This is a genomic window from Marinomonas pontica (assembly GCF_026191375.1).
Lineage (GTDB): Bacteria > Pseudomonadota > Gammaproteobacteria > Pseudomonadales > Marinomonadaceae > Marinomonas > Marinomonas pontica.
On sequence record NZ_JAODTL010000059.1, the window covers coordinates 35628 to 55628 of the forward strand.

General features: G+C 46.5%; 21 protein-coding genes. 14 read left to right on the plus strand and 7 right to left on the minus strand.

Going from position 1 to position 20001, the window contains the following annotated elements; all coding sequences use genetic code 11:
* The first annotated feature begins 18 nt into the window (after nucleotides 1–18).
* The 8 genes from N5P32_RS17405 (at nucleotide 19) to N5P32_RS17440 (ending at nucleotide 6248) form a co-directional block, all read left to right on the plus strand.
* The gene (locus tag N5P32_RS17405) at nucleotides 19–1095 is read left to right on the plus strand and encodes a response regulator (RefSeq protein WP_265730276.1); all 1077 of its coding nucleotides are present in this window, start codon (nucleotides 19–21) and stop codon (nucleotides 1093–1095) included.
* Between the two features lie 122 nt (nucleotides 1096–1217).
* Nucleotides 1218–1775, plus strand: a complete 558-nt coding sequence (gene ahpC / locus N5P32_RS17410) for an alkyl hydroperoxide reductase subunit C (protein WP_265730277.1) — start codon at nucleotides 1218–1220, stop codon at nucleotides 1773–1775.
* A 146-nt stretch (nucleotides 1776–1921) separates the two neighbouring features.
* Nucleotides 1922–3469, plus strand: a complete 1548-nt coding sequence (ahpF, locus tag N5P32_RS17415) for an alkyl hydroperoxide reductase subunit F (RefSeq protein WP_265730278.1) — start codon at nucleotides 1922–1924, stop codon at nucleotides 3467–3469.
* Nucleotides 3470–3764: 295 nt separating this feature from the next.
* On the plus strand, nucleotides 3765–4019 hold the full coding sequence (locus N5P32_RS17420) for a type II toxin-antitoxin system Phd/YefM family antitoxin (RefSeq protein ID WP_265730279.1): 255 nt from the start codon (nucleotides 3765–3767) through the stop codon (nucleotides 4017–4019).
* Nucleotides 4016–4270 (plus strand): Txe/YoeB family addiction module toxin, encoded by a 255-nt coding sequence (locus N5P32_RS17425; RefSeq protein WP_265730280.1) that lies wholly within the window; start codon nucleotides 4016–4018, stop codon nucleotides 4268–4270. The genes N5P32_RS17420 and N5P32_RS17425 overlap by 4 nt, the downstream gene beginning before the upstream one ends.
* Before the next feature lie 37 nt (nucleotides 4271–4307).
* Nucleotides 4308–5261, plus strand: coding sequence for a KAP family P-loop NTPase fold protein (locus N5P32_RS17430; protein WP_265730281.1), 954 nt, complete (start codon nucleotides 4308–4310; stop codon nucleotides 5259–5261).
* Nucleotides 5216–5974 carry a hypothetical protein gene (locus tag N5P32_RS17435; protein WP_265730282.1) on the plus strand — a complete coding sequence of 253 codons (759 nt, stop codon included), beginning with the start codon at nucleotides 5216–5218 and terminating at the stop codon, nucleotides 5972–5974. Before N5P32_RS17430 ends, N5P32_RS17435 begins: the two co-directional genes overlap by 46 nt.
* Nucleotides 5967–6248, plus strand: coding sequence for a Fis family transcriptional regulator (locus N5P32_RS17440; RefSeq protein ID WP_265730283.1), 282 nt, complete (start codon nucleotides 5967–5969; stop codon nucleotides 6246–6248). The genes N5P32_RS17435 and N5P32_RS17440 overlap by 8 nt, the downstream gene beginning before the upstream one ends.
* Here the strand turns inward: N5P32_RS17440 and N5P32_RS17445 are convergent.
* Complete coding sequence (locus N5P32_RS17445; RefSeq protein WP_265730284.1) at nucleotides 6234–7091, minus strand: LysR substrate-binding domain-containing protein; 858 nt, start codon at nucleotides 7089–7091, stop codon at nucleotides 6234–6236. The two genes, N5P32_RS17440 and N5P32_RS17445, sit on opposite strands and share 15 nt — an antisense overlap.
* A 110-nt stretch (nucleotides 7092–7201) precedes the next feature.
* Here N5P32_RS17445 and N5P32_RS17450 point away from each other — a divergent pair, with 110 nt between their 5' ends.
* Nucleotides 7202–8128 (plus strand): DMT family transporter, encoded by a 927-nt coding sequence (locus N5P32_RS17450; RefSeq protein WP_265730285.1) that lies wholly within the window; start codon nucleotides 7202–7204, stop codon nucleotides 8126–8128.
* Between the two features lie 81 nt (nucleotides 8129–8209).
* Here the strand turns inward: N5P32_RS17450 and N5P32_RS17455 are convergent, their stop codons facing one another.
* Nucleotides 8210–8551: a zinc ribbon domain-containing protein YjdM gene (locus tag N5P32_RS17455; protein WP_110574595.1), complete on the minus strand. Its 342-nt coding sequence runs from the start codon at nucleotides 8549–8551 to the stop codon at nucleotides 8210–8212.
* Between the two features lie 202 nt (nucleotides 8552–8753).
* On the opposite strand from N5P32_RS17455, the gene N5P32_RS17460 reads away from it, so the two are divergent.
* From N5P32_RS17460 to N5P32_RS17470, 3 genes are all read left to right on the plus strand, one after another.
* Nucleotides 8754–9137: an MAPEG family protein gene (locus N5P32_RS17460; RefSeq protein WP_265730286.1), complete on the plus strand. Its 384-nt coding sequence runs from the start codon at nucleotides 8754–8756 to the stop codon at nucleotides 9135–9137.
* Nucleotides 9138–9255: 118 nt separating this feature from the next.
* Nucleotides 9256–10575: a DASH family cryptochrome gene (locus N5P32_RS17465; RefSeq protein WP_265730287.1), complete on the plus strand. Its 1320-nt coding sequence runs from the start codon at nucleotides 9256–9258 to the stop codon at nucleotides 10573–10575.
* 11 nt (nucleotides 10576–10586) lie between these two features.
* Nucleotides 10587–12095, plus strand: coding sequence for a cryptochrome/deoxyribodipyrimidine photo-lyase family protein (locus N5P32_RS17470; RefSeq protein ID WP_265730288.1), 1509 nt, complete (start codon nucleotides 10587–10589; stop codon nucleotides 12093–12095).
* A gap of 18 nt (nucleotides 12096–12113) precedes the next feature.
* Here N5P32_RS17470 and N5P32_RS17475 read toward each other — a convergent pair whose 3' ends face one another.
* Together N5P32_RS17475 and N5P32_RS17480 are read right to left on the minus strand one after the other, a co-directional pair.
* Nucleotides 12114–14150, minus strand: coding sequence for an EAL domain-containing protein (locus N5P32_RS17475; protein ID WP_265730289.1), 2037 nt, complete (start codon nucleotides 14148–14150; stop codon nucleotides 12114–12116).
* A gap of 6 nt (nucleotides 14151–14156) precedes the next feature.
* On the minus strand, nucleotides 14157–15713 hold the full coding sequence (locus tag N5P32_RS17480) for a methyl-accepting chemotaxis protein (protein WP_265730290.1): 1557 nt from the start codon (nucleotides 15711–15713) through the stop codon (nucleotides 14157–14159).
* A 373-nt stretch (nucleotides 15714–16086) separates the two neighbouring features.
* Between N5P32_RS17480 and N5P32_RS17485 the strand changes: the two genes are divergently transcribed.
* The gene (locus N5P32_RS17485) at nucleotides 16087–17643 is read left to right on the plus strand and encodes a cryptochrome/photolyase family protein (protein WP_265730291.1); all 1557 of its coding nucleotides are present in this window, start codon (nucleotides 16087–16089) and stop codon (nucleotides 17641–17643) included.
* A gap of 56 nt (nucleotides 17644–17699) precedes the next feature.
* Here N5P32_RS17485 and N5P32_RS17490 read toward each other — a convergent pair whose 3' ends face one another.
* From N5P32_RS17490 to N5P32_RS17500, 3 genes are all read right to left on the minus strand, one after another.
* Nucleotides 17700–18218, minus strand: a complete 519-nt coding sequence (locus tag N5P32_RS17490; protein WP_265730292.1) for a glycine cleavage system transcriptional repressor — start codon at nucleotides 18216–18218, stop codon at nucleotides 17700–17702.
* A 115-nt stretch (nucleotides 18219–18333) separates the two neighbouring features.
* On the minus strand, nucleotides 18334–19116 hold the full coding sequence (locus N5P32_RS17495; RefSeq protein ID WP_265730293.1) for an MFS transporter: 783 nt from the start codon (nucleotides 19114–19116) through the stop codon (nucleotides 18334–18336).
* Nucleotides 19106–19558, minus strand: a complete 453-nt coding sequence (locus N5P32_RS17500; protein WP_265730294.1) for an MFS transporter — start codon at nucleotides 19556–19558, stop codon at nucleotides 19106–19108. Before N5P32_RS17500 ends, N5P32_RS17495 begins: the two co-directional genes overlap by 11 nt.
* 213 nt (nucleotides 19559–19771) lie before the next feature.
* Between N5P32_RS17500 and N5P32_RS17505 the strand changes: the two genes are divergently transcribed.
* On the plus strand, nucleotides 19772–20001 hold a 230-nt coding region (locus N5P32_RS17505), incomplete at its 3' end, for a Tar ligand binding domain-containing protein (protein WP_265730295.1).

The window sequence follows — 20001 nt, forward strand, 5'->3', positions numbered from 1 at the left end:
ATAAAAGCGGATTCTTCCATGCCTAATCAAAGCCAATACAAACCTATCATTCTCATTGTGGACGACACGCCCGAGAACATCGATGTATTGGCAGCCACGCTGCGCAATGATTACGATCTCAAAATCGCCACCAATGGGAAGCGAGCGCTGCAAATCGCTCAACAAAGCAACCCCAAACCCGAAATGATTTTACTCGATGTCATGATGCCAGAAATGGATGGCTACGAAGTGTGCCGTCAGTTAAAAGCCAACCCCGTTACCTCTAATATTCCGGTCTTATTTGTGACCGCCAAAGCCAACCCATGCGATGAAGAGCAAGGTTTTGAACTTGGTGCCGTTGACTACATAACCAAACCCATCAGCCCGCCCAGAGTAAAAGCCCGCGTGCGTACGCACATAGCACTGTACAACCAAAGCCGTCTGCTACAGGAAAAAGTCAAAGAACGCACTCGTTCGCTTGAACAAAACCGGCTGCGTATCATTCAGCATCTTGGTCGAGCTGTAGAGTACAAAGACAACGAAACCGGTGCGCACGTCATTCGCATGAGCCATTACTCCAAATTGCTCGCAGAAGCGTACGGTGGCAACCCGGAATGGGTAGAAATGGTATTTAACGCCGCACCAATGCACGATGTGGGCAAAATAGGCATCGCCGATTCCATTCTTCTTAAACCCGGTAAGCTGAACGCAGACGAATGGGAAATCATGAAACAACATACGGTCTTCGGCGCGAAAATACTGGTTAATGGTGAGGACGACCCAATGCTCAAAATGGCCGAAGTCATTGCGCTCACGCATCATGAAAAATGGGATGGTTCAGGCTACCCACAAGGCTTAGTCGGCGACGCCATTCCTTTAGAAGGCCGCATTGTTGCCATCGCCGACGTGATGGACGCGCTGCTGTCAAAACGCCCATACAAAGCCGCATGGTCGCTTGAAGACACCTTGAAATACATGGACGAGAGCGCAGGTCAGCACTTTGACCCGGCTCTCATCAAGTTGTTGCATCAGGTCATGCCGGACATCGAGAAAATCCGCTCCGCCTATCCCGATGAAGAGCATTCATTCCAGGCAAAGTGCATTACTCCCAGATAAAGAATATTAAATAGTTTTTATTAATCAAAAGAACAGAAAATAACAATTTTAATAATAACTCCATTCTCCTTATTATGGATCTCGTTGGTAACGCAAACGATCTATCACTTAGGAGAAACACAATGATCAACACTCAAATCAAACCATTCAATGCAACTGCTTTTAAAAACGGCGAATTCGTAGAAATCTCTGAAAAAGACGTACTAGGCAAATGGGCCGTGTTCTTCTTCTACCCAGCTGACTTCACTTTCGTATGCCCAACGGAACTCGGTGACGTTGCAGACAAATACGAAGAGCTACAATCTCGCGGCGTTGAAGTATTCTCTGTGTCTACAGACACTCACTTCACTCACAAAGCATGGCACGACAGCTCTGAAACCATCGGCAAAATCAACTACTACATGGTAGGCGACCAAGCAGGCAACATCACCAATAACTTCGGTGTAATGCGTGAAGGCCAAGGTCTTGCTGACCGCGCGACTTTCTTGATCGATCCAGAAGGCACGATCCAAGCGATGGAAATCACAGCAGAAGGCATCGGCCGTGACGCTGAAGACCTACTTCGCAAAGTAAAAGCAGCTCAGTACGTTGCTACTCACCCAGGCGAAGTTTGCCCAGCAAAATGGAAAGAAGGTGAAGCGACGCTTGCGCCATCTCTTGACCTAGTTGGCAAAATCTAAGCTGACTTTAAAAGACCCTAAAAGGGGTCAGATCCCTTAATACCACATTAAGGGATCCCTTGAGGTGACACTCATCTTAAGGATCTGACCCCCTTTATTCTTTAAATCTCTACCGCAAGTACCTCAATCAAAACGGGTTTTACATCATGTTAGAAGCAAACATCAAACAGCAGTTGGGCACATACCTACAAAATATCGTTAATCCGATTGAGATTACTGTGTCCTCAAATGGTTCTGCGAAAGCAGAAGAATTACTTAGCCTAGCGCGTGAAATTACCGAGCTACGCAACGACAAAATTTCTTTATCTGTAGACGAGAATTCAGCAGGTCGTGCGCCACAAATGGCGATTGGTCCTCAAGGCCAAGCACCTCGCGTTCGTTTTGCAGGCATTCCAATGGGCCACGAATTTACCTCTTTGGTATTGGCTCTATTGCAAGCGGGTGGACATCCATCCAAAGCGGCTCAAGCCACACTGGATCAGATCAGAGGCCTAGACCGCGAACTTAACTTTGAGGTGTACATTTCCCTCTCTTGCCACAACTGTCCAGACGTGGTGCAGGCTGTCAACCTTATGGCTGTGCTTAACCCAAACATCACAGCCACAATGATCGATGGCGCTTTATTCCAAGACGAAGTGGAAAAACGCGAAATCATGGCCGTTCCGTCTGTATACCTAAACGGCGAATTGTTCGGTCAAGGCCGCATGACCTTGGACGAAATATTGAACAAAGTGGACACCAACGCGGCCGACAAACAAGCGGCCGCTTTATCAGAAAAAGCCCCTTACGACATGTTGGTCGTAGGTGGGGGGCCAGCGGGTGCTGCCGCCGCGATTTATTCAGCGCGGAAAGGCATTCGTACGGGCGTGGTTGCCGAGCGTTTTGGTGGACAAGTCAGTGACACCATGGCGATTGAAAACTTCATCTCTGTCAAAGCCACTGACGGCCCGAAATTGGTCGCAGGCCTTGAACAACACGTATTGGATTACGATGTTGATTTGATGAAAACGCAAAAAGCGGTTCGCCTAGAGAAGAAAGAATTCATTGAAGTAGAACTTGAAAACGGCGCCATTTTGAAGAGCAAATCCGTTGTGTTAGCCACTGGCGCACGTTGGAGAGAAATGAACGTACCGGGCGAACAAGAATACCGTAATAAGGGCGTAGCTTACTGCCCGCACTGTGACGGCCCCTTGTTCAAAGGCAAGAAAACCGCCGTGATTGGTGGTGGTAACTCCGGTATCGAAGCCGCGATTGACTTGGCAGGCATCACAGAACACGTGACGGTATTTGAATTTGCTGACACCTTGCGTGCCGACGATGTATTGGTGAAAAAAGCCAACTCATTGCCAAACGTCACCATCATCAAAAACGCCATGACCACAGAGGTTATTGGTGATGGACAAAAAGTCATCGGCCTAAAATACACAGACCGTTTAACGGACGAGTCACACCTTGTGGACGTAGCGGGGATCTTCGTACAAATCGGCTTGGTGCCGAACAGCGAATTCCTAAAAGACACATTGGAGCTGAGCAACCGCGGCGAAATCATTATCAATGCCCACGGCGAAACCTCTATTCCAGGTGTATTCGCAGCAGGCGATGTTACGACGACACCGTACAAGCAAATCATCATCTCCATGGGATCTGGCGCGACGGCGGCTCTTGGCGCGTTCGATTACTTGATTCGGAACTAGGCCGCGAAGAGAACCAGTCTTCAGCCAACCCGAACCGACCAACGCCCCTTGCTCCACGCGCAAGCGCGAAAAGTCGCTATAGGACGTTGGTTGGTTCGTCTTAACGAAACAAACAACTAGAGTTACATAAACCGCCCTCTGGCTTAACTGGATGGCGGTTTTTTGTGCTCCTGCAATTAAGTTAGAAAAATACCTCTCGGCGGGAATTTGTTTCAACTAAATTAACAATTAACGCATTGCGTACAAAAATAAGTACAAGTACAATTTCAAGTACTTACTTTAAGGGAGTACCCTCATGGATACATTAAGTTATTCAGCATTTAGAACAAATCTTGCTAGCACGCTTGATAAAGTGAATGACGATCACAAGCCCGTTCTCATTACTCGTCAGGGCGGCAAACCGGCTGTACTTATTAGTTTGGAAGATTTCCAAGCCTATGAAGAAACGGCTTATTTAATGGCAAGTCCAAAAAACGCCTCTCGTTTAAACGAAGCCATTGCCGAAGTGGAAGCAGGCAAAACTCAGACAAGGGAACTGATTGAGGAATGATTTTATCTTGGGCTGAAAATGCATGGCAAGATTATCTCTACTGGCAACAGAAAGATAAAAAAACACTTAAACGCATCAATACATTAATCAAAGACGTCACCCGACACCCCTTTGAAGGACTTGGAGATCCTGAACCACTAAAACATAACTGGTCGGGTTACTGGTCAAGACGTATAGATCGAGAACACAGACTTGTCTATAAAGTCGATGATAACCAGTTATTCATCGTTCAGTGTCGCTATCACTACTAGCCGCCCCCTTCTAACCATTGCCGCAAGGACGCCTAAAATGCAAAAAAATATTTTTTTAGATTGGTCGGAAAAACTGAAGTTTGACGGAGAGTCTTTTCCTAGAGACACATTAAACCGTGCTAAATACGCTGAGTTTTTAACCCATTTTCTCGTGGGACAAGGTTATGACACAACAAGAGAATCAGGCGATGAAAAGCGTAATTATGTACTGAACCTCAATTCCGAATGGGGGTCTGGCAAAACCTACTTTCTAAAGCGCTGGTCAAACGACTTAAAAAATAACTTCCCTGTGGTTTATATCGATGCATGGCAACAAGACTACTCTGATGATCCATTAATAACGGCGATTTCGTCCATCATCAAACAGCTTAGAGAACAGGCGGATATGCCTGAAAACAGCCCAAAGATTCAACTTCCAAAAAAAGCATTAGGGCTTCTAAAAGCGGCCGCTCCAGGCTTTGCCAGAAGTATGGCGAAACGCTACTTGGATATGGATCTCGCAGCATTTCTACAAGCTGACAATGACTCTGAACTGAAAGACGCCAAAGATGGCGAGGGGAACCCCATTGATCTAAGTGAGCTCGCCTCAACAATGGTGAAGCAACTTATTGATGAACATGATGGTAAAAAGAAAGCCATTGATGACTTAAAAATTCATGTGGCAAATTGGGTTAAAACGGTTACTGAAACACAAAAACTGTCCTATCCAGCCTTTATCTTTATTGATGAGTTAGATCGCTGCCGCCCAAGTTACGCTGTGGAAATGCTCGAAACCATCAAGCACATCTTTGACATCCAAGGCATTGTCTTTGTCGTCGCTACAGATACTGAACAACTGCAACATGCGGTAAAAGCCATTTATGGGGAAGGGTTTGATGCTCGTCTTTATCTTGGCCGCTTCTTCAATAGTCGCTTTAGCCTTAAAGCGCCAGACCTAAAAAGCTTTTGGAAGTACATACCGACATCAGCAAATTATCGGGCGAGTATCTAGCACACGCAGGTATTCAGATCCTTCCTCCCAACGATGATGCAAAAATTACGCTAAGCAATATTTCCGTGATTTTAGATGCGTTTAAAATGCCACCTAGAACCGCCATTCAAATCGCTGACCGTGTGGTCGCCACCATTTCCAACATGTCTAAAGGCTCTAAAATTGATATTTTGATGCTAACGACACTGCTGTGCTTTTATGAAGAAGATCATAAACGATTTAAAAGAATCATTGCTCGCGATCTAAAATACCAAGACAAAAGTGGTCAAGACGTTGAGCTTAAGGATTACATACAAGACCATTTTGGGGGCTGTGAGTCACTTATTAAAATGCAAATAAATCCAATGGAGCTTATACCTACACTCACTCCTTCAAATTACAGCCCTCGTGCAAACACTTATGGACCTGATATTTATGTGTTATCACTCAAGCTTTATCTAACAGAAGTCTTTTTAAAGCTTTTCAGCAGACCGAGCGTCCTATTCATAAGCCTCGATAGCTCACAGTATGATGAAAAAGTAGCTCCTATAAATGATCTATTTAAAACGTTAATTACAAATTCTAAAAATGAACCACAAAAAATAGGTTTGCTATGGTTCAAAATACTAAACATCCACTATCAAGTCGATTCCATTAAAGCCACAGAATATCGAGACTATGTCGAACTTGCATCCGCGTTAGACCTGATTGAAGAAGGCGCAGAACATGACTAACAAACACATTGGTTCTTCATTTGATGATTTCCTTGAAGAGGAAGGTATCTTAGCTGAAGCCAACGCTGTGGCTATAAAACGAGTGGTAGCTTGGCAGATTCAGCAAAAGATTGAACACGAACATTTATCCAAAACAAAAATGGCGCAGCTGATGAAAACAAGCCGCTCGGGGTTAGATCGACTGCTTGATCCAAGCAACACGTCTGTCACGCTTCATACCTTGGATAATGCCGCGAAAGCGTTAGGTAAAAAACTAAAACTAGAGCTTATCTAACCCCAAGGTACATTCCACAAACGCGCTGATGGCACTGGAAGGGTTGTCTTTGCGCGATACCAAGTAAGTTGGCGCGTTGGCGATGTCGGCTTCTATGGTTCTAAAAGCCAGCCCTTCGGTTTTATGAAGCGAAAGTAACGAGCGCGGTATCATGCCGATGCCCATGCCTGCAATGACGCAACCAATCATGGTGTAGTGGCTGGGGATTTCGATGATTTTTTCACACACTCGGCCTTGGCGTTTTAGCCAAGTTTCTAATCGATGCCGATAAGAACAACCTTTGCTGTAGCCAACCATGGTGAGGGATTCGGGTAATGTGTCTTGTGCTGCCCATGCTGCTGGCATGATGAGTACGAGTTCTTCGTCAAAACACTTAACGGCATGGATTCGTGGGTCGTCCGGTGGGTCTGACGCCATGGCAATATCCAATTCACCATCAATGACACGGTTAATCAATGGCATGGAGGCGGCGGTCATCAGTTCAATCTGTACCGCAGGAAAAGTGCTGTGATAGCGCGCCAGTAAGCTGGGCAAACGTGACGCGGCCGAACTTTCCATTGACCCTAAGCGCAATAGCCCTGCGGGTTCAGTATGGGTTAATTCGGCGATGGCGCTCTTTTGCAGCTGAAGTATTTTGTCTGTGTACTCCATGAGACGCAACCCGGCCGAGGTCACAGACAGGCGATTGTTTTCTCTTAGAAACAGGTCGAGTTTTAACTCGCTTTCCAATTTTTTTATTCGTGCGGTGACATTAGACGGCACTCGATTTAAGGCTTCGGCCGCCCGAGTGACGCCTTTGTGCTCGACAACGGCCTTGAACACCACCAAATCTGAAATATCCACAGTCTATAAACCTTCATTTTTTATGAATGTTATGTTCTTTATAATTCGTTATTAATGAAAGAAATATACCTCTATACTGTGAAAAATTCAAAGCGAAAGAGGCTTAGATTATGACTCAATCAAATGCAAAAATGCCTTCTGTGCCCTTGGCCGGGCTGGGGTATGCGTTGGCGGCGGTGGCGATTTGGACAGGTTTTATCTTGGTGTCAAAAGCGGGCGCTTTGGGGGCTTTAGCCTTACCTGACATGATGATGGTGCGTTTTGGTACGGCCTTTGTGTTGTTTTTTCCGTTTATTTGGCAACACCGTAAAACCATCTTGCAATGGCGTATGTTTGCCTTAGGCAGTATCGGCGGATTGGCTTACGCGCTGTCTGTGTTCAATGGTTTTCAATTGGCGCCCGCTACCCATGCGGCGTTACTGCTGCCCGGTTTGATGCCCATTATGATCGCGGTGTTTGCGTATTTTTTAGCGGGCGAGCGCCATTCTGTGTCTTCTTGGATCGGCATTGGTATCAGCAGTGTGGGGATTCTGGCTTTGTTGACCGAAACCATGCTGTCTGGCGCGTCATATTGGCAAGGCGATATTAGCTTTATTGTGGCGTGTGTGTTTTGGGGTATTTTCACCGTGTTATTGCGCCGCTGGAAATTCGCCCCTTGGCAAGCAACATTGGGCATCATTGCCGTCACAACGGGGCTGTTTGCGCCTGTGTATTTGCTTTTTCTACCGCATCATTTGGGTGAGGCATCATGGGAGATGATCGGTTTACAAGCCTTCTACCAAGGCGTGATGGCAACAACGGTACAAATGGTCTGTTACGGACGCGCGGTGCACAGTTTAGGGGCGACTAAAATGGGCGGATTGATGGCGCTGGTGCCTGTATTTGCCAGCGTCTTGGCTGTACCTTTGTTTGGGGAGTTATGGACCACCGGATTGACTCTGGCGCTGTTGTTCATCCTCACCGGTACGATGGTTGGGAATGTGCCCTTGGCAACGCTGCGTGCCTTTTCGGTCAAAAGGAAATGGGGCAAAGCCTAAAACAGAAGAGTCATGGTCTATTTGTCAAAAAAAGAGAAAGCCTTCGCTTTCTCTTTTTTGTGTTTTGATTTCGTTCAAAAACTACACAGACGATTTTTTCACAAATTGTGATTTCAGCATCATTTCACCGCCGCCATCCAGTTTGCAATCGATATCGTGATCACCGTCTACAAGACGCTTGATCGTTGCTTTGGTGCCGATTTTTAGCACCTGAGAAGAGCCTTTCACTTTAAGGTCTTTTGCCAAAGTGACTTTATCGCCTTCTTGCAATAAGTTACCGCCCATGTCTTTGATAATCAGAGCGTCTTCATCTACAACCACTTCATTTGGGTTCCATTCGTGCGCGCACTCTGGGCAAATCAGCATAGCTTGATCTTCATAAACGTAAGCTGAATCGCATTTTGGGCAATTTGGAAGACTCATATTTATCACTACCTTCTAACGTAAAACGGAATAATTTGACGCATTATAACCTCATTCTTAATAAGGTTTTTCATTACGAGGAAAAAAATTCAATTTTCTTTGTCACTCAGCGAAAGTACGAAAAAACATGGACAAGACGGCGCTTTTTCCCAACACTGGATACACAATAATAATCACCATTTAGCAAAGATAAGGATTCCCAATGATCACCCCTATTTACGCGGCCCTGCTGGTTTTTCTGTACATTTTTTTGAGCTTTCGAGTCATCAAGCTGCGAATGAAATACAAGGTGGGCATTGGTGATGGCGATCATCCCCTTTTGACTCGCGCGATTCGCGTGCACGGTAATTTTGCTGAAAATGTGCCCTTTGCTCTGCTGTTACTATGGATGTACGAAAGTCTGCCTGGGGCGCCGATTTTGGTTCATCTTATGGGCGCATTGTTGTGCATTGGACGCTTGATTCACGCTTATGGCGTCAGCCAAGAAAAAGAACCGCTGATCTATCGCCAAGGCGGGATGATGATTACCTTCTTTATTTTATGCACGACCGCCTTGCTGATTCTAGCGCATCTGCTTTTGGGATAGGGTTGCTCGCGTACCGATACACTGAACCTCATTTGACGCTAAACCGCCAAAAAAATTAAACCAACACCGGCTTCTTTGCGTACTAAAGTTAGTGAATAGCAATCAATAGGATGAAGCAATGAAGTTGGGCGTGGTTTGGTTCGGGGATGATTTGCGCTGCGCTGATCAAAGTATGTTGTGGCGAGCGGTTCAGGAAGTCGATTTCCTTGTGTGTCTGTATTGCGACGAGCCACATCAACAGCGCCCAAGCCGATACGCAACGCAAGGCATGTCGGCCAATCGTCGGCGCTTTCTGGAACAGGGGTTGAATCAGCTCTCTGCGCAATTAAATGCAATGGGGCAGACCTTGTTTGTGAGTTCCTTGGACGCTTTCAGTAGCCTAAACGTGCTGCTCAATGCGGTGCCCATTTCACACCTGTACCGCAATCATCATGGTGGCTGGGACGAACAACAAACTCTAAAACGCATCGCCAATCACTTCCCAGATGTGCGCATTCATTTAGACCACGGCTTAAGTCTGTTCACACCGTCTGAGTTGCCTTTTGAGATCACTGAGCTGCCCGATTCCTTTTCGAAATTCCGTCGCTTAGTCGAGAACGTCGATATTTTTACGCCTTTACCAAGCCTACAAAAATTGTCACCAATGCCAGATTTTGACATTGAATGCCTGCGACCTTGGCAACAAAAAACCATCGACAACCACAACACATTCACCGGCGGCGAACGCGCCGCTATGGATCAGCTCAGCGATTATTTTTCCACCGATCTGCCAAGCCAATACAAGGCTACCCGTAACGAATTAGACGGTTGGGAAAACTCCACCAAATTCTCACCTTGGTTGGCGCAAGGCAGTGTGTCAGCCAGACAAATCAAAGCCAGCCTAGACGTGTATGAGCGCGACCATGGCGCTAGCGAATCAACGTACTGGATTTATTTCGAACTGCTGTGGCGCGAGTATTTTCATTGGTACGCGACGCGCTATGGTAAACGCCTTTTTTTGCCCGGCGGCTTAACTGGAAAGCACACTCAAGGCAGTTATTACGCAGAACGCTTTCGCAAATGGAGCCAAGGCAACACGCCTTATCCCATCGTAAATGCCTGCATGAAGCAACTTAATGAAACAGGTTTTATGAGCAATCGAGGCCGACAAATTGCAGCCAGTTGCCTGATCTATGAACTGGGCATCGATTGGCGCTATGGTGCAGCGTATTTCGAAGAGCAATTACTCGATTACAGTGTCGGCTCCAATTGGGGGAATTGGCAATACATCGCCGGTGTTGGCGCCGACCCCAGAGGCGGTCGTCATTTCAATTTGCAAAAACAAACCGAACAATACGACCCGACTCAACAGTTTATTCAAAAATGGCAAGGTCACGTAGGTGACACGCAGTTGGATTCGGTCGATGCGGCGGACTGGCCTATTTATCCTGCACAATGAGTCACCAAAACATGACCACTGAACATGCGCCAAAACCCGTTGTGGTGTGGCTAAAACGCGACTTACGACTCAGCGATCATCCGCCGTTGGCGTCAGCCATCGCATCGGGCAGTCCCGTCATTCTGCTCTATATTCTTGAGCCCAGCCTCATTGCCGACCCCCATTACGATGAGCGTCATTGGCGCTTTGTCTGGCAGTCATTAGAAGACATGCATCACCAGCTTGCCAACCATGGTGGCCACCTGCATATCGTTTGGCAAGACGCGCTATCTGCCCTTGAATCGCTGCATGAAACCACGCAATTTGGCGCGTTATTCAGTAGCGAAGAGATTGGCATTGGCGTCACTTTTGAGCGCGATTTGCACATTAAAGCTTGGTGTCGCCAACAGCAAATATCTTGGCAAGAATCGCCGACTGGCGCTGTTTTTCGTGGACTACATAATCGGGAAACGTGGGACGAAGATTGGCAACAAATCATGCGAGCTCCCTTAGCAAACATCGACCTTAAAGCGATAACCTGGTACGACATTGACACACCCACGCCAGCCATCCCAACCTCATGGCAAACCCCACAAAAAGGCATCCAAACGGGCGGTTCTACACTGGCTTGGAAAACCTTAGAGAGTTTTTATGAAGGTCGAGGAAAAGACTATTACCGCGCCATTTCCAGTCCGCTGAGCAGCCGATCGGCCTGTACTCGGCTGTCGCCTTATTTAGCGTGGGGCAATATCAGCCTAAGAGAAGTCTATCAAGATCTCCTGTCCCGTTGGAAAACCGCGGGCTGGAAGCGAACGCTCATTGCGCTGAGTTCACGACTGCACTGGCACTGCCATTTTATGCAAAAGTTCGAGAGCGAATGCCGTATGGAATATCAGCCAGTCAACCGCGCTTACGAGCAATTTCCTTATCGCCAAGACGATCGTGTCGAGGCCGACTTGCTTGCTTGGCAACAAGGCCGAACAGGCTGCCCGATGGTTGATGCGTGCATGCGCGCGTTACACAAAACGGGCTACATCAACTTTCGTATGCGTGCCATGCTGGTCAGCTTTCTGTGCCATCACCTCAATATTGATTGGCGTTTGGGGACACACCATCTCGCAAGGCTGTTTCTCGATTTTGAGCCCGGTATTCATTACCCACAGTTGCAAATGCAGGCCGGTGTCACGGGGGCAAATACCATTCGGATTTACAATCCGGTTAAACAAGCGCAAGACCAAGACCCTGACGGAGCGTTTATTCGCCGCTGGGTGCCCGAGTTGCAGGAAGTGCCCGCACCTTTGATTCACTCACCTTGGAAAATGTCTCCCATGGAAGAGGCACTTTATCGGTGCTCGATTGGTAAAGATTACCCCGCGCCTCTTGTTGACCTTAAAGAAGCCGCCAAAGCGGCGAGAGACAGGCTGTGGGGCTATCGCTCACAACCAAACGTGCTGCAAGAAAAACGTCGTATATTAGCTACCCATGTGCGCTCGAACCGTCACAAGAAAGTCAAACAGACCACACCAAAAGAAGCCACATGACACCCTGAAGTCAATCCGTTATTCCTGTTGATAAGACGCAATCCAAGACGGAATATCCGTCACTGGTATGGCTTTTGAATAGTAAAAACCCTGCGCGTATTCACAGCCAATACTCGCTAAAAATGCTTGTTGTTCTGGCGTTTCAATACCTTCTGCAGTCACCGTTAAATGGAATGATTTTGCGATTGAAACAATGGCTTCCAGCATCAAGCGGCCACTTTCTTGCTCGGATTCGATTACGAAACTGCGGTCGATTTTTAGGTTATCCAAAGGCAATTTGCCCAAGTAACTCAAAGCGGAATAACCTGTCCCAAAGTCATCTAAACAGATTTTGATTCCCGCCTCACGCAACGCAGAGGCGTTTGACTTCACCTGATCGCCAATGGTGAGCAAGGCATCTTCCGTGACTTCCACTTCGATCGATTTAGGGTCAATGCCCAGTTCGTGTATCTTTTCAATCAGCTCATCAATGATGCGCTTCATGCCAAAACTTTTTGCAGAGAGGTTAATCGCCACTGGCGTTTCGGCATGAAATAGAGAAGGATTGGCTTTGATGATAGACAAGGTTTTGTTCATCACACACTTGTCTAACTCGATCAACAAGTTCAACTCTTGCGCGGTTTCGATCACTTCCCAAGGCGGAACAAGGCCATAGTCATCACTAAACCAACGCATTAGAGCTTCATAACCAGCAACACGATTATGCTTAAAGTCGATTTTGGGCTGAAAATACACATCAATGTCGGCATGCTTAATCGCTTTAATGAGCGCTTTTTGGATGCCTTTTTTACGGTCTGCGGCGTGGTGGATTGACTCGTTATAACAGGACAAAAACAACATATTTTGACGGGAATATTCGATGGCCATCAACGCGCACTCAACCACGTCACTGAAGGTGTCTTTGTGTTTGGAAAAATACGCACTGCCAACACGAATTTCTGAGCTTATGTCCCCGACGGTACGCTGTAATTCTGTGTGCAACGCGGTGGCTTTTTGCTCTACTTGCTGCGCCAAATCTTGCGTAGCGTCCACAGCGAAAATAAGCAAAAATCGGCTGGCTTGTAAACGGCTGCAATGCAAATAACTGACTCGTTCTTCTAAGGAACGTGCCAATTCTTCCAACATTTTATCGGCCAAGACTTCTCCATTCAATTTTCGAATACGATCGAAATCTGTCAGTTCAAACACCATAAAACAAAACAAGGTGTTTTCGGCTTGATTGCTGTCAAAAAGCTGTTGGACATAATCAAGCTGTGGCAGTTTAGTCACTGAGTCAAAGTTTCTTAGGAAGAAAGCTTCGTTGGCGGCGACGATTTTTTCTGACACATCGATGCCCACCCCTTGAATGTGGCAACCTATGTTGTCTTTGACTAATTTAAAGCGCCATTCCACTTCCGTATGAGACGAAGAACCTTTCATCATCAAGGACATTTTTAATTCATTTTTAAAACCGTTCTCAGACAACGAAAACAGCAACTTCGCGTCTCTTTTTGAAGACCCTGCCACGCATCCCAAAAAGTCATCCCCGGCGAGTTGGTGTGTATGAAATTGCTGAGAAAAGGACTTATTGGACAGGATAATGGTGCCTTCCAAAGAGATCCGAATAATAAAAAGTCCTTCAGAATCAAACACATTTCGATAACGAACATCCACTCGTTCTAATTGTTCGACCACATTTCGATACATAGATAAATCATGACAGATACCAACAAAGAAAGGCTGACCTTCTGGTGTTTCAGCTCGTCCGACCGATAAATGCATTTGGAAAAGTTGCCCGCTCTTTTTCATTGCGGTCACTTCACGGCCTTTGCCAATGATCGCGGCTTTGCCAGAGTCTAGATAGTTTTTCAGGTAGCCGTCGTGTCGGTCTGCGTCACTTTTTGGCATCAATATGGACACGTTCTGTCCAAAAACGTCGGCTTCGCTATAACCAAAAAGCAACTCAGCCGAAGGCGAAAAGGATTGAATAATGCCTCGTGCATTTATAATAATGATGCCATCCGCAGCCGCTTCAAACAGTGCTTTGTAAAGGGAGCCTTCCTTGTCTATCGCCATAATCTGTTACTTGAACCTTTTCACCAATTCGTACAATGCTTGAGTGGATTCTGTCGAGCGTAAAAGAGACGCTTCGGTAGCTTCCATTTCTTGTGTGTTTTCGTGCCCTAACTTCGCGATCTTGTGTACTTGATGACTGGTTTCTTCAATCACAATAGATTGCTGCTGAGTGGCAGCGGCCATTTGTAATGAACGCGCAGCGATCTCGCCGACAACCACATTGACCTCTTTTACCAGCTCGTCTTCTACGGCCACTTTGTTTAGGCTTTCTTTCGACATCATCACGCCTTCTTCGGCCACTTTGGAGGTTGCTTTCACACCATTTAGTAGGTCTTCTATGGCTTTGTCGATTTCCTGAGTTAATGATTGTGTTTTGGATGCCAGATGCCGCACTTCATCGGCCACCACGGCAAACCCTCGACCATGCTCACCCGCGCGCGCGGCTTCGATAGCCGCGTTCAAGGCCAATAAATTAGTCTGTTCAGCAATTTGATCAATCAAATTACTCGACGTGGATATTTTCTCCGCCAGCGCCGCCACGCGATTTACCGACTCGCCAATGCTCATTACCGTGGCGTTTAATGTCTCAATCGATAGCCTTGCGTCATTGCCTGCAATCGCGGCGTTTTGAGTAATATCAGACGCTTTGCTCGCGTACTCCGCCGTTTCTGCAATATTGTGCGACACTTCTGAAATAGTAGACGACATTTCCGTCATTGAGGTCGCGATTAAGTCGGTTTCCTCTTGCTGGTGCTGTATTTTGGCTTTGGCATTGGAAATAGAAGAGTAGGACACCTTCATCTCTTTTTCGACATCAGAAGCGCCGTTTTCAATTCGAGTAAGTATGGTGCCCAGTCTGGAATGTAAACTTTTAATACCTACTGAAATATCACCAATAGTGGAAGATTGGCGGGTATAAGTCGCCGTTGCGACAGGGTGTTTGAATGCGGCTTTGCCTAGTTTATGTTGTAAATACCTTAAAAAATGCCCTTGTTGGCGCTTTAAAACCACAACATACACAGACAATAAAAATGCGAATACCATCAACGCGCTTTCGAAAGAGCTTAGCCATGCGGTTAAGCCAATAATCAGCGCGGATAATGCGAGCAAAATGTTTTCGAGATTAAACAGCCCGCCAACATTCACACTGGATTTATTCTCTCGCATTTTGCGATAAACGGTTTCCGCTCGCTTCACATCGTCTCGTTTAGGGCAAATGCGAACCGATTCGTAACCCACCGTTTGGCCATTTTCTGTGATCGGCATGACATACGCATCGACCCAGTAAAAATCCCCGTTTTTACAACGGTTTTTTACCAACCCCATCCAAGGAAGACCTGCTTTTAGCTGCGTCCACATGACGGCAAATGCCGCAGGAGGCATGTCAGGGTGCCGTACCAGATTATGAGGCTGACCTATTAATTCATCGCGACGGTAACCGCTGACGTCAACAAACGCCGCATTACAGTCCACTATTTTTCCTTTTAGGTCAGTCACGGAAATAAGTTTAACGCCTTCAGAAAAAGTACGTTCGGTATTTGAAACGGGTACGTTTTTTCTCATATTCTCTCAACGCTTATCATTATTGTTGGGTTATAAGTTCAATAACGAAAAACCATTACTTTGACTTATATTAGAAAACGGCACTATATAGGAAATAACAAAAATACATAGATATTTAGCTAGTAAGTGATGTTTTATTGATTTATATCATTTTATTTAACTCATTATCCAAATGGGAGTCATTGTCATTTATCTAATTTTGTGATTTGACTATCATTTCTTTTCAAATCACTACAATTAGTTACATTTATATCTTTTCAGAAACGCCTTTTTCAATCGATTGTGCCTACCCTTCAGCTAGGGCATAAAACCAAAAACGGATTGCCTGCGTAATAACATTTATCAAAACAATGAAGTACAAAGGCTGAGTAAATTGAGCAACGCTTATCACACACTGCGCGTCACCCTTGGCGATCAACTGAACGCCGCGCACTCTTGGTTCAAACAGCAGGATCAAGGCGTGCTTTACTTGATTGCCGAGCTGCACCCAGAAGCGACCTATGTGAAACATCACATTCAAAAGCTCTGTGCGTTTTTCCTTGCCATGGAGCGCTTTGCCAGCGCCCTAAAAGAGAACGGCCATGAGGTGTGTTATCTGACCTTAGATGATACGCAACAACAGCCTTTAGATGAGGTCATTTTATCGCTGGCCAAACAGCATAATATTGGCCATGTTGAGCTGCAGCGTCCTGATGAATACCGTGTTCTCCAGCAATATCACGACTTGATCACCACCAGCACCCAACCCAAATTTAGCATGGTCGACAGCGAGCATTTTTTATTGCCCTTCAACGACATTCCGAATTTTTTCCAAGCAAAAAGCACCGTTAGGATGGAACACTTCTATCGCAAAATGCGTCAGCGCTTTAATATATTGATGGCAGGCGATAGAGAACCTGAAGGCGGCCAATGGAACTACGACAACGCCAATCGCAATAAACTCAAAGCCAAAGACCTCGCCGACATTCCAGAACCTTTGTGTTTTCAGCACGATGTGACGCATTTACTTAAGCGCATACAACATCACCAAATCCCATCTATTGGCAAAGCGGAATCTAGTCTGCTTTGGCCTGTGACAAGCCAAGACGCATTGAACTTGCTCACGTTTTTCTGTGAACATTTGCTACCAAACTTTGGCCGCTTTCAAGACGCAATGACAAACCAAACACCACACAGCTGGAGCTTGTACCATTCCCGATTGTCGTTTGCACTGAACGTCAAATTGATCAGCCCAAAACACGTCATCAAAGCCACGGTTGCGGCTTATCACGAAAGCGACACCATCGACATTGCGCAAATAGAAGGGTTTGTAAGACAAATTCTCGGTTGGCGTGAATACGTTCGTGGCATGTACTGGATTAACATGCCGGATTATCAACAGCAGAATGCGCTACGCGCCGAAAGAGACTTACCCAGCTATTTCTGGACAGGACACACCAACATGGCGTGCCTTGCCAGCGCCATTGGGCAATCCCTCGATTACGCTTACGCCCATCATATTCAACGACTGATGGTGACGGGCAATTTTTGCCTGTTAACAGAAATCCAGCCAGAACAAGTGGACGAGTGGTATTTGGGGATTTATGTGGACGCACTCGAATGGGTAGAACTGCCGAATACGCGAAGCATGAGCCAATTTGCCGATGGCGGCTGGATTGCCTCCAAACCTTACGCGGCCAGTGGCAGTTATATGCAGAAAATGAGCGATTACTGCAGAGATTGCCACTACAAGGTAAAAGAAAAAACCAGTGAGGAATCTTGCCCGCTCAACAGCTTGTATTGGCGTTTTATGGTCAAACATCGAGAGCGTCTCGCCAGAAATCCTCGCATCGGCATGATTTACGGCAACTGGGACAAACAAGACGACGCGCAAAAGCACGCCGTCTTAGAAAGAGCCGAATGGTGTTTAGAAAACATTGAAGCGCTGTAACAGCGTTCTTCAACGCTCAAAAAATCTCACGAATATGCGCTATACGACATTTATAACTAAGCAAACTGATTAACGGATAATTCCACCATTAAATCACTGCTGATTTTTTCTAGCGCGGCTTCTAGGTCAGCCAAAGGCAGGTCATTTGGCACAGCCAGCACCATGTCCGTTTTGAACAGCATATCGGAACTCATCGGCGCTGGTTCACACGTAGTGGTGAGTTCTTTGACGTTAACCATTAATGAATGCAACACTTGAGACACTTCTTTGACGATCCCAGGACGATCATTGCCAACCACGGATAACGACAACGTTGAACCCTCTGATGCGTTTTGATTAGCCAGCTCAACGGTGACATGCAGTCCCAGTTGTTCAAAGTTACGCAACGCACCGACCAGCGCTTCCTGATGTTCCAACGGCACAGACAGGGTCAGGATACCGGCAAACTTATCGGCCAAATGCGCCATGCGACTTTCTAACCAATTACCATGATGACGTGCGATGGTGTCGGAAAGACGCTCAACAATGCCTGGACGGTCTTCGCCAATAAAGCTCAATACAAGGTGCTGCGACATACACTTCTCCATCAATATTATTAGAATTATTCAGAACAGCTTAAATGAAGATTACTTCAATTCCCCAAGAGTGCCAAGAAAACCCCAAAACAGAGTAAACAGTCCAAGCTCAATGCTAGCGGGGCTCTGCCTGGGCTTGCTTGCGCAAAAACCAAAAGCCCAAACCCGCCGCGATTACGCCAGTCACACTGCCCATCCCAATCGCCCATCGCGCACCCAAAAAGTCAGCGATCCAACCGACCAAAGGCGCACCCAACGCAGTACTACCTAATGCCGTCGCTAATACCACCGCCATGACACGACCACGATAACGTTTTTCAGTGGTCACTTGCATATACGACGCCGTCGAGGTGGTAAACAATTGCAAGCTCAGACCGAGCAAAATCAACAACACTGCAAACGCCCAAAACGACGTACTGATCGCCACCAAAAAGCAACTCACGGCAAACATCGCCGCCACATAAATCATAAAACGGAACGACGGCGACGAGCGACGGCTGGCGGTCACCATCGCCCCCGTTATGGAGCCAATCGCCATCATAGAAATCAAGAAACCGTATTGATCCGCATGGCCTTGAAAGACATGCACCGTCATCGCCGATAGATAAACCGAGAAATTCATTCCCAAGCTGCAAATAAGAAAGGACATCACCAGAATCACCGCCATTTCACGATGCTGCCAAATATAACGAAAACCATCGAGAAATTTCGCCACATCGGGAGAGGCTTTCGTGTTGTCAGCTTCGACTTTGGGCAAACGTTTTTTGAAGCGATGCAAGGCGATCAACAAAGGAATAAACGACAAAACATTGATCATAAATACCCAGCCGGTACCGATCAGAGCGATCAAAATCCCCGCCACCGCAGGGCCTACCAAACGAGCCGAATTAAAGGACACGGAATTCAGCCCAACCGCATTCGACAACTCTTTTCACTAACAATATCTGAAACAAACGCATGTCGCGCAGGCGCATCAAAAGCAGCAACACAGCCCAACGCAAACGCACACGCACACACTTGCCACAACACAACATGACCACTAACACCAACAACCCCAGTATCAACGCCAAAGCCGCCATCAAACTTTGGGTAATAAACAGCAGCTTACGGCGGTCCATTCGATCCGCTGCCCAACCGGTAATGGGCAACAACAAAATTTGCGGCGCAAATTGCAAAAACACCACCAGTCCCACCGCGGAGGCGTTTTTATCTGACAGCTCCGCAATCACAATCCAATCTTGCGCGGTGCGTTGTAGCCAAGTCCCTAGGTTGGAAACAATCGCCCCACCAAACCACAGCTTATAATTCGGATTAGACAAAGAACGAAATGCATTACTCAACACAGGCTCCTTATAGGTTTAGCATGACGTGTGAATTTGACATTAAATGGCATGCTTTCACCGGTATATTACGTGGAAAACACCGTAAAAAATGGCGTTGCTGCAAAAGATCTTTTTACAATCAACTTGTCACATTCTATGCTGTGAATAGATCATTTCTAAAGGTTTTACCCCAAGCGTCTAATTACAATAACTACTAGCAGGTAATTCATCGTGATATTCAACAATATGTCGTTAAAATCGCAATTCGTGTCCGTTATTGCTTTGCCCTGTTTGGTGCTCTTACTGGTCAGTTGGGCGGGTCTAAGCGGCCTTTCCAGCGCACAAGAACAAACCAAACAACTTGCCCAGAACACCAGCGCGCCAATGCGTTCTCTGGCGGAAGTGGCATCGCGCATCCCTCGCATGCGAGTCGGCATAGACATCATTCTGCTGCAAGAAGT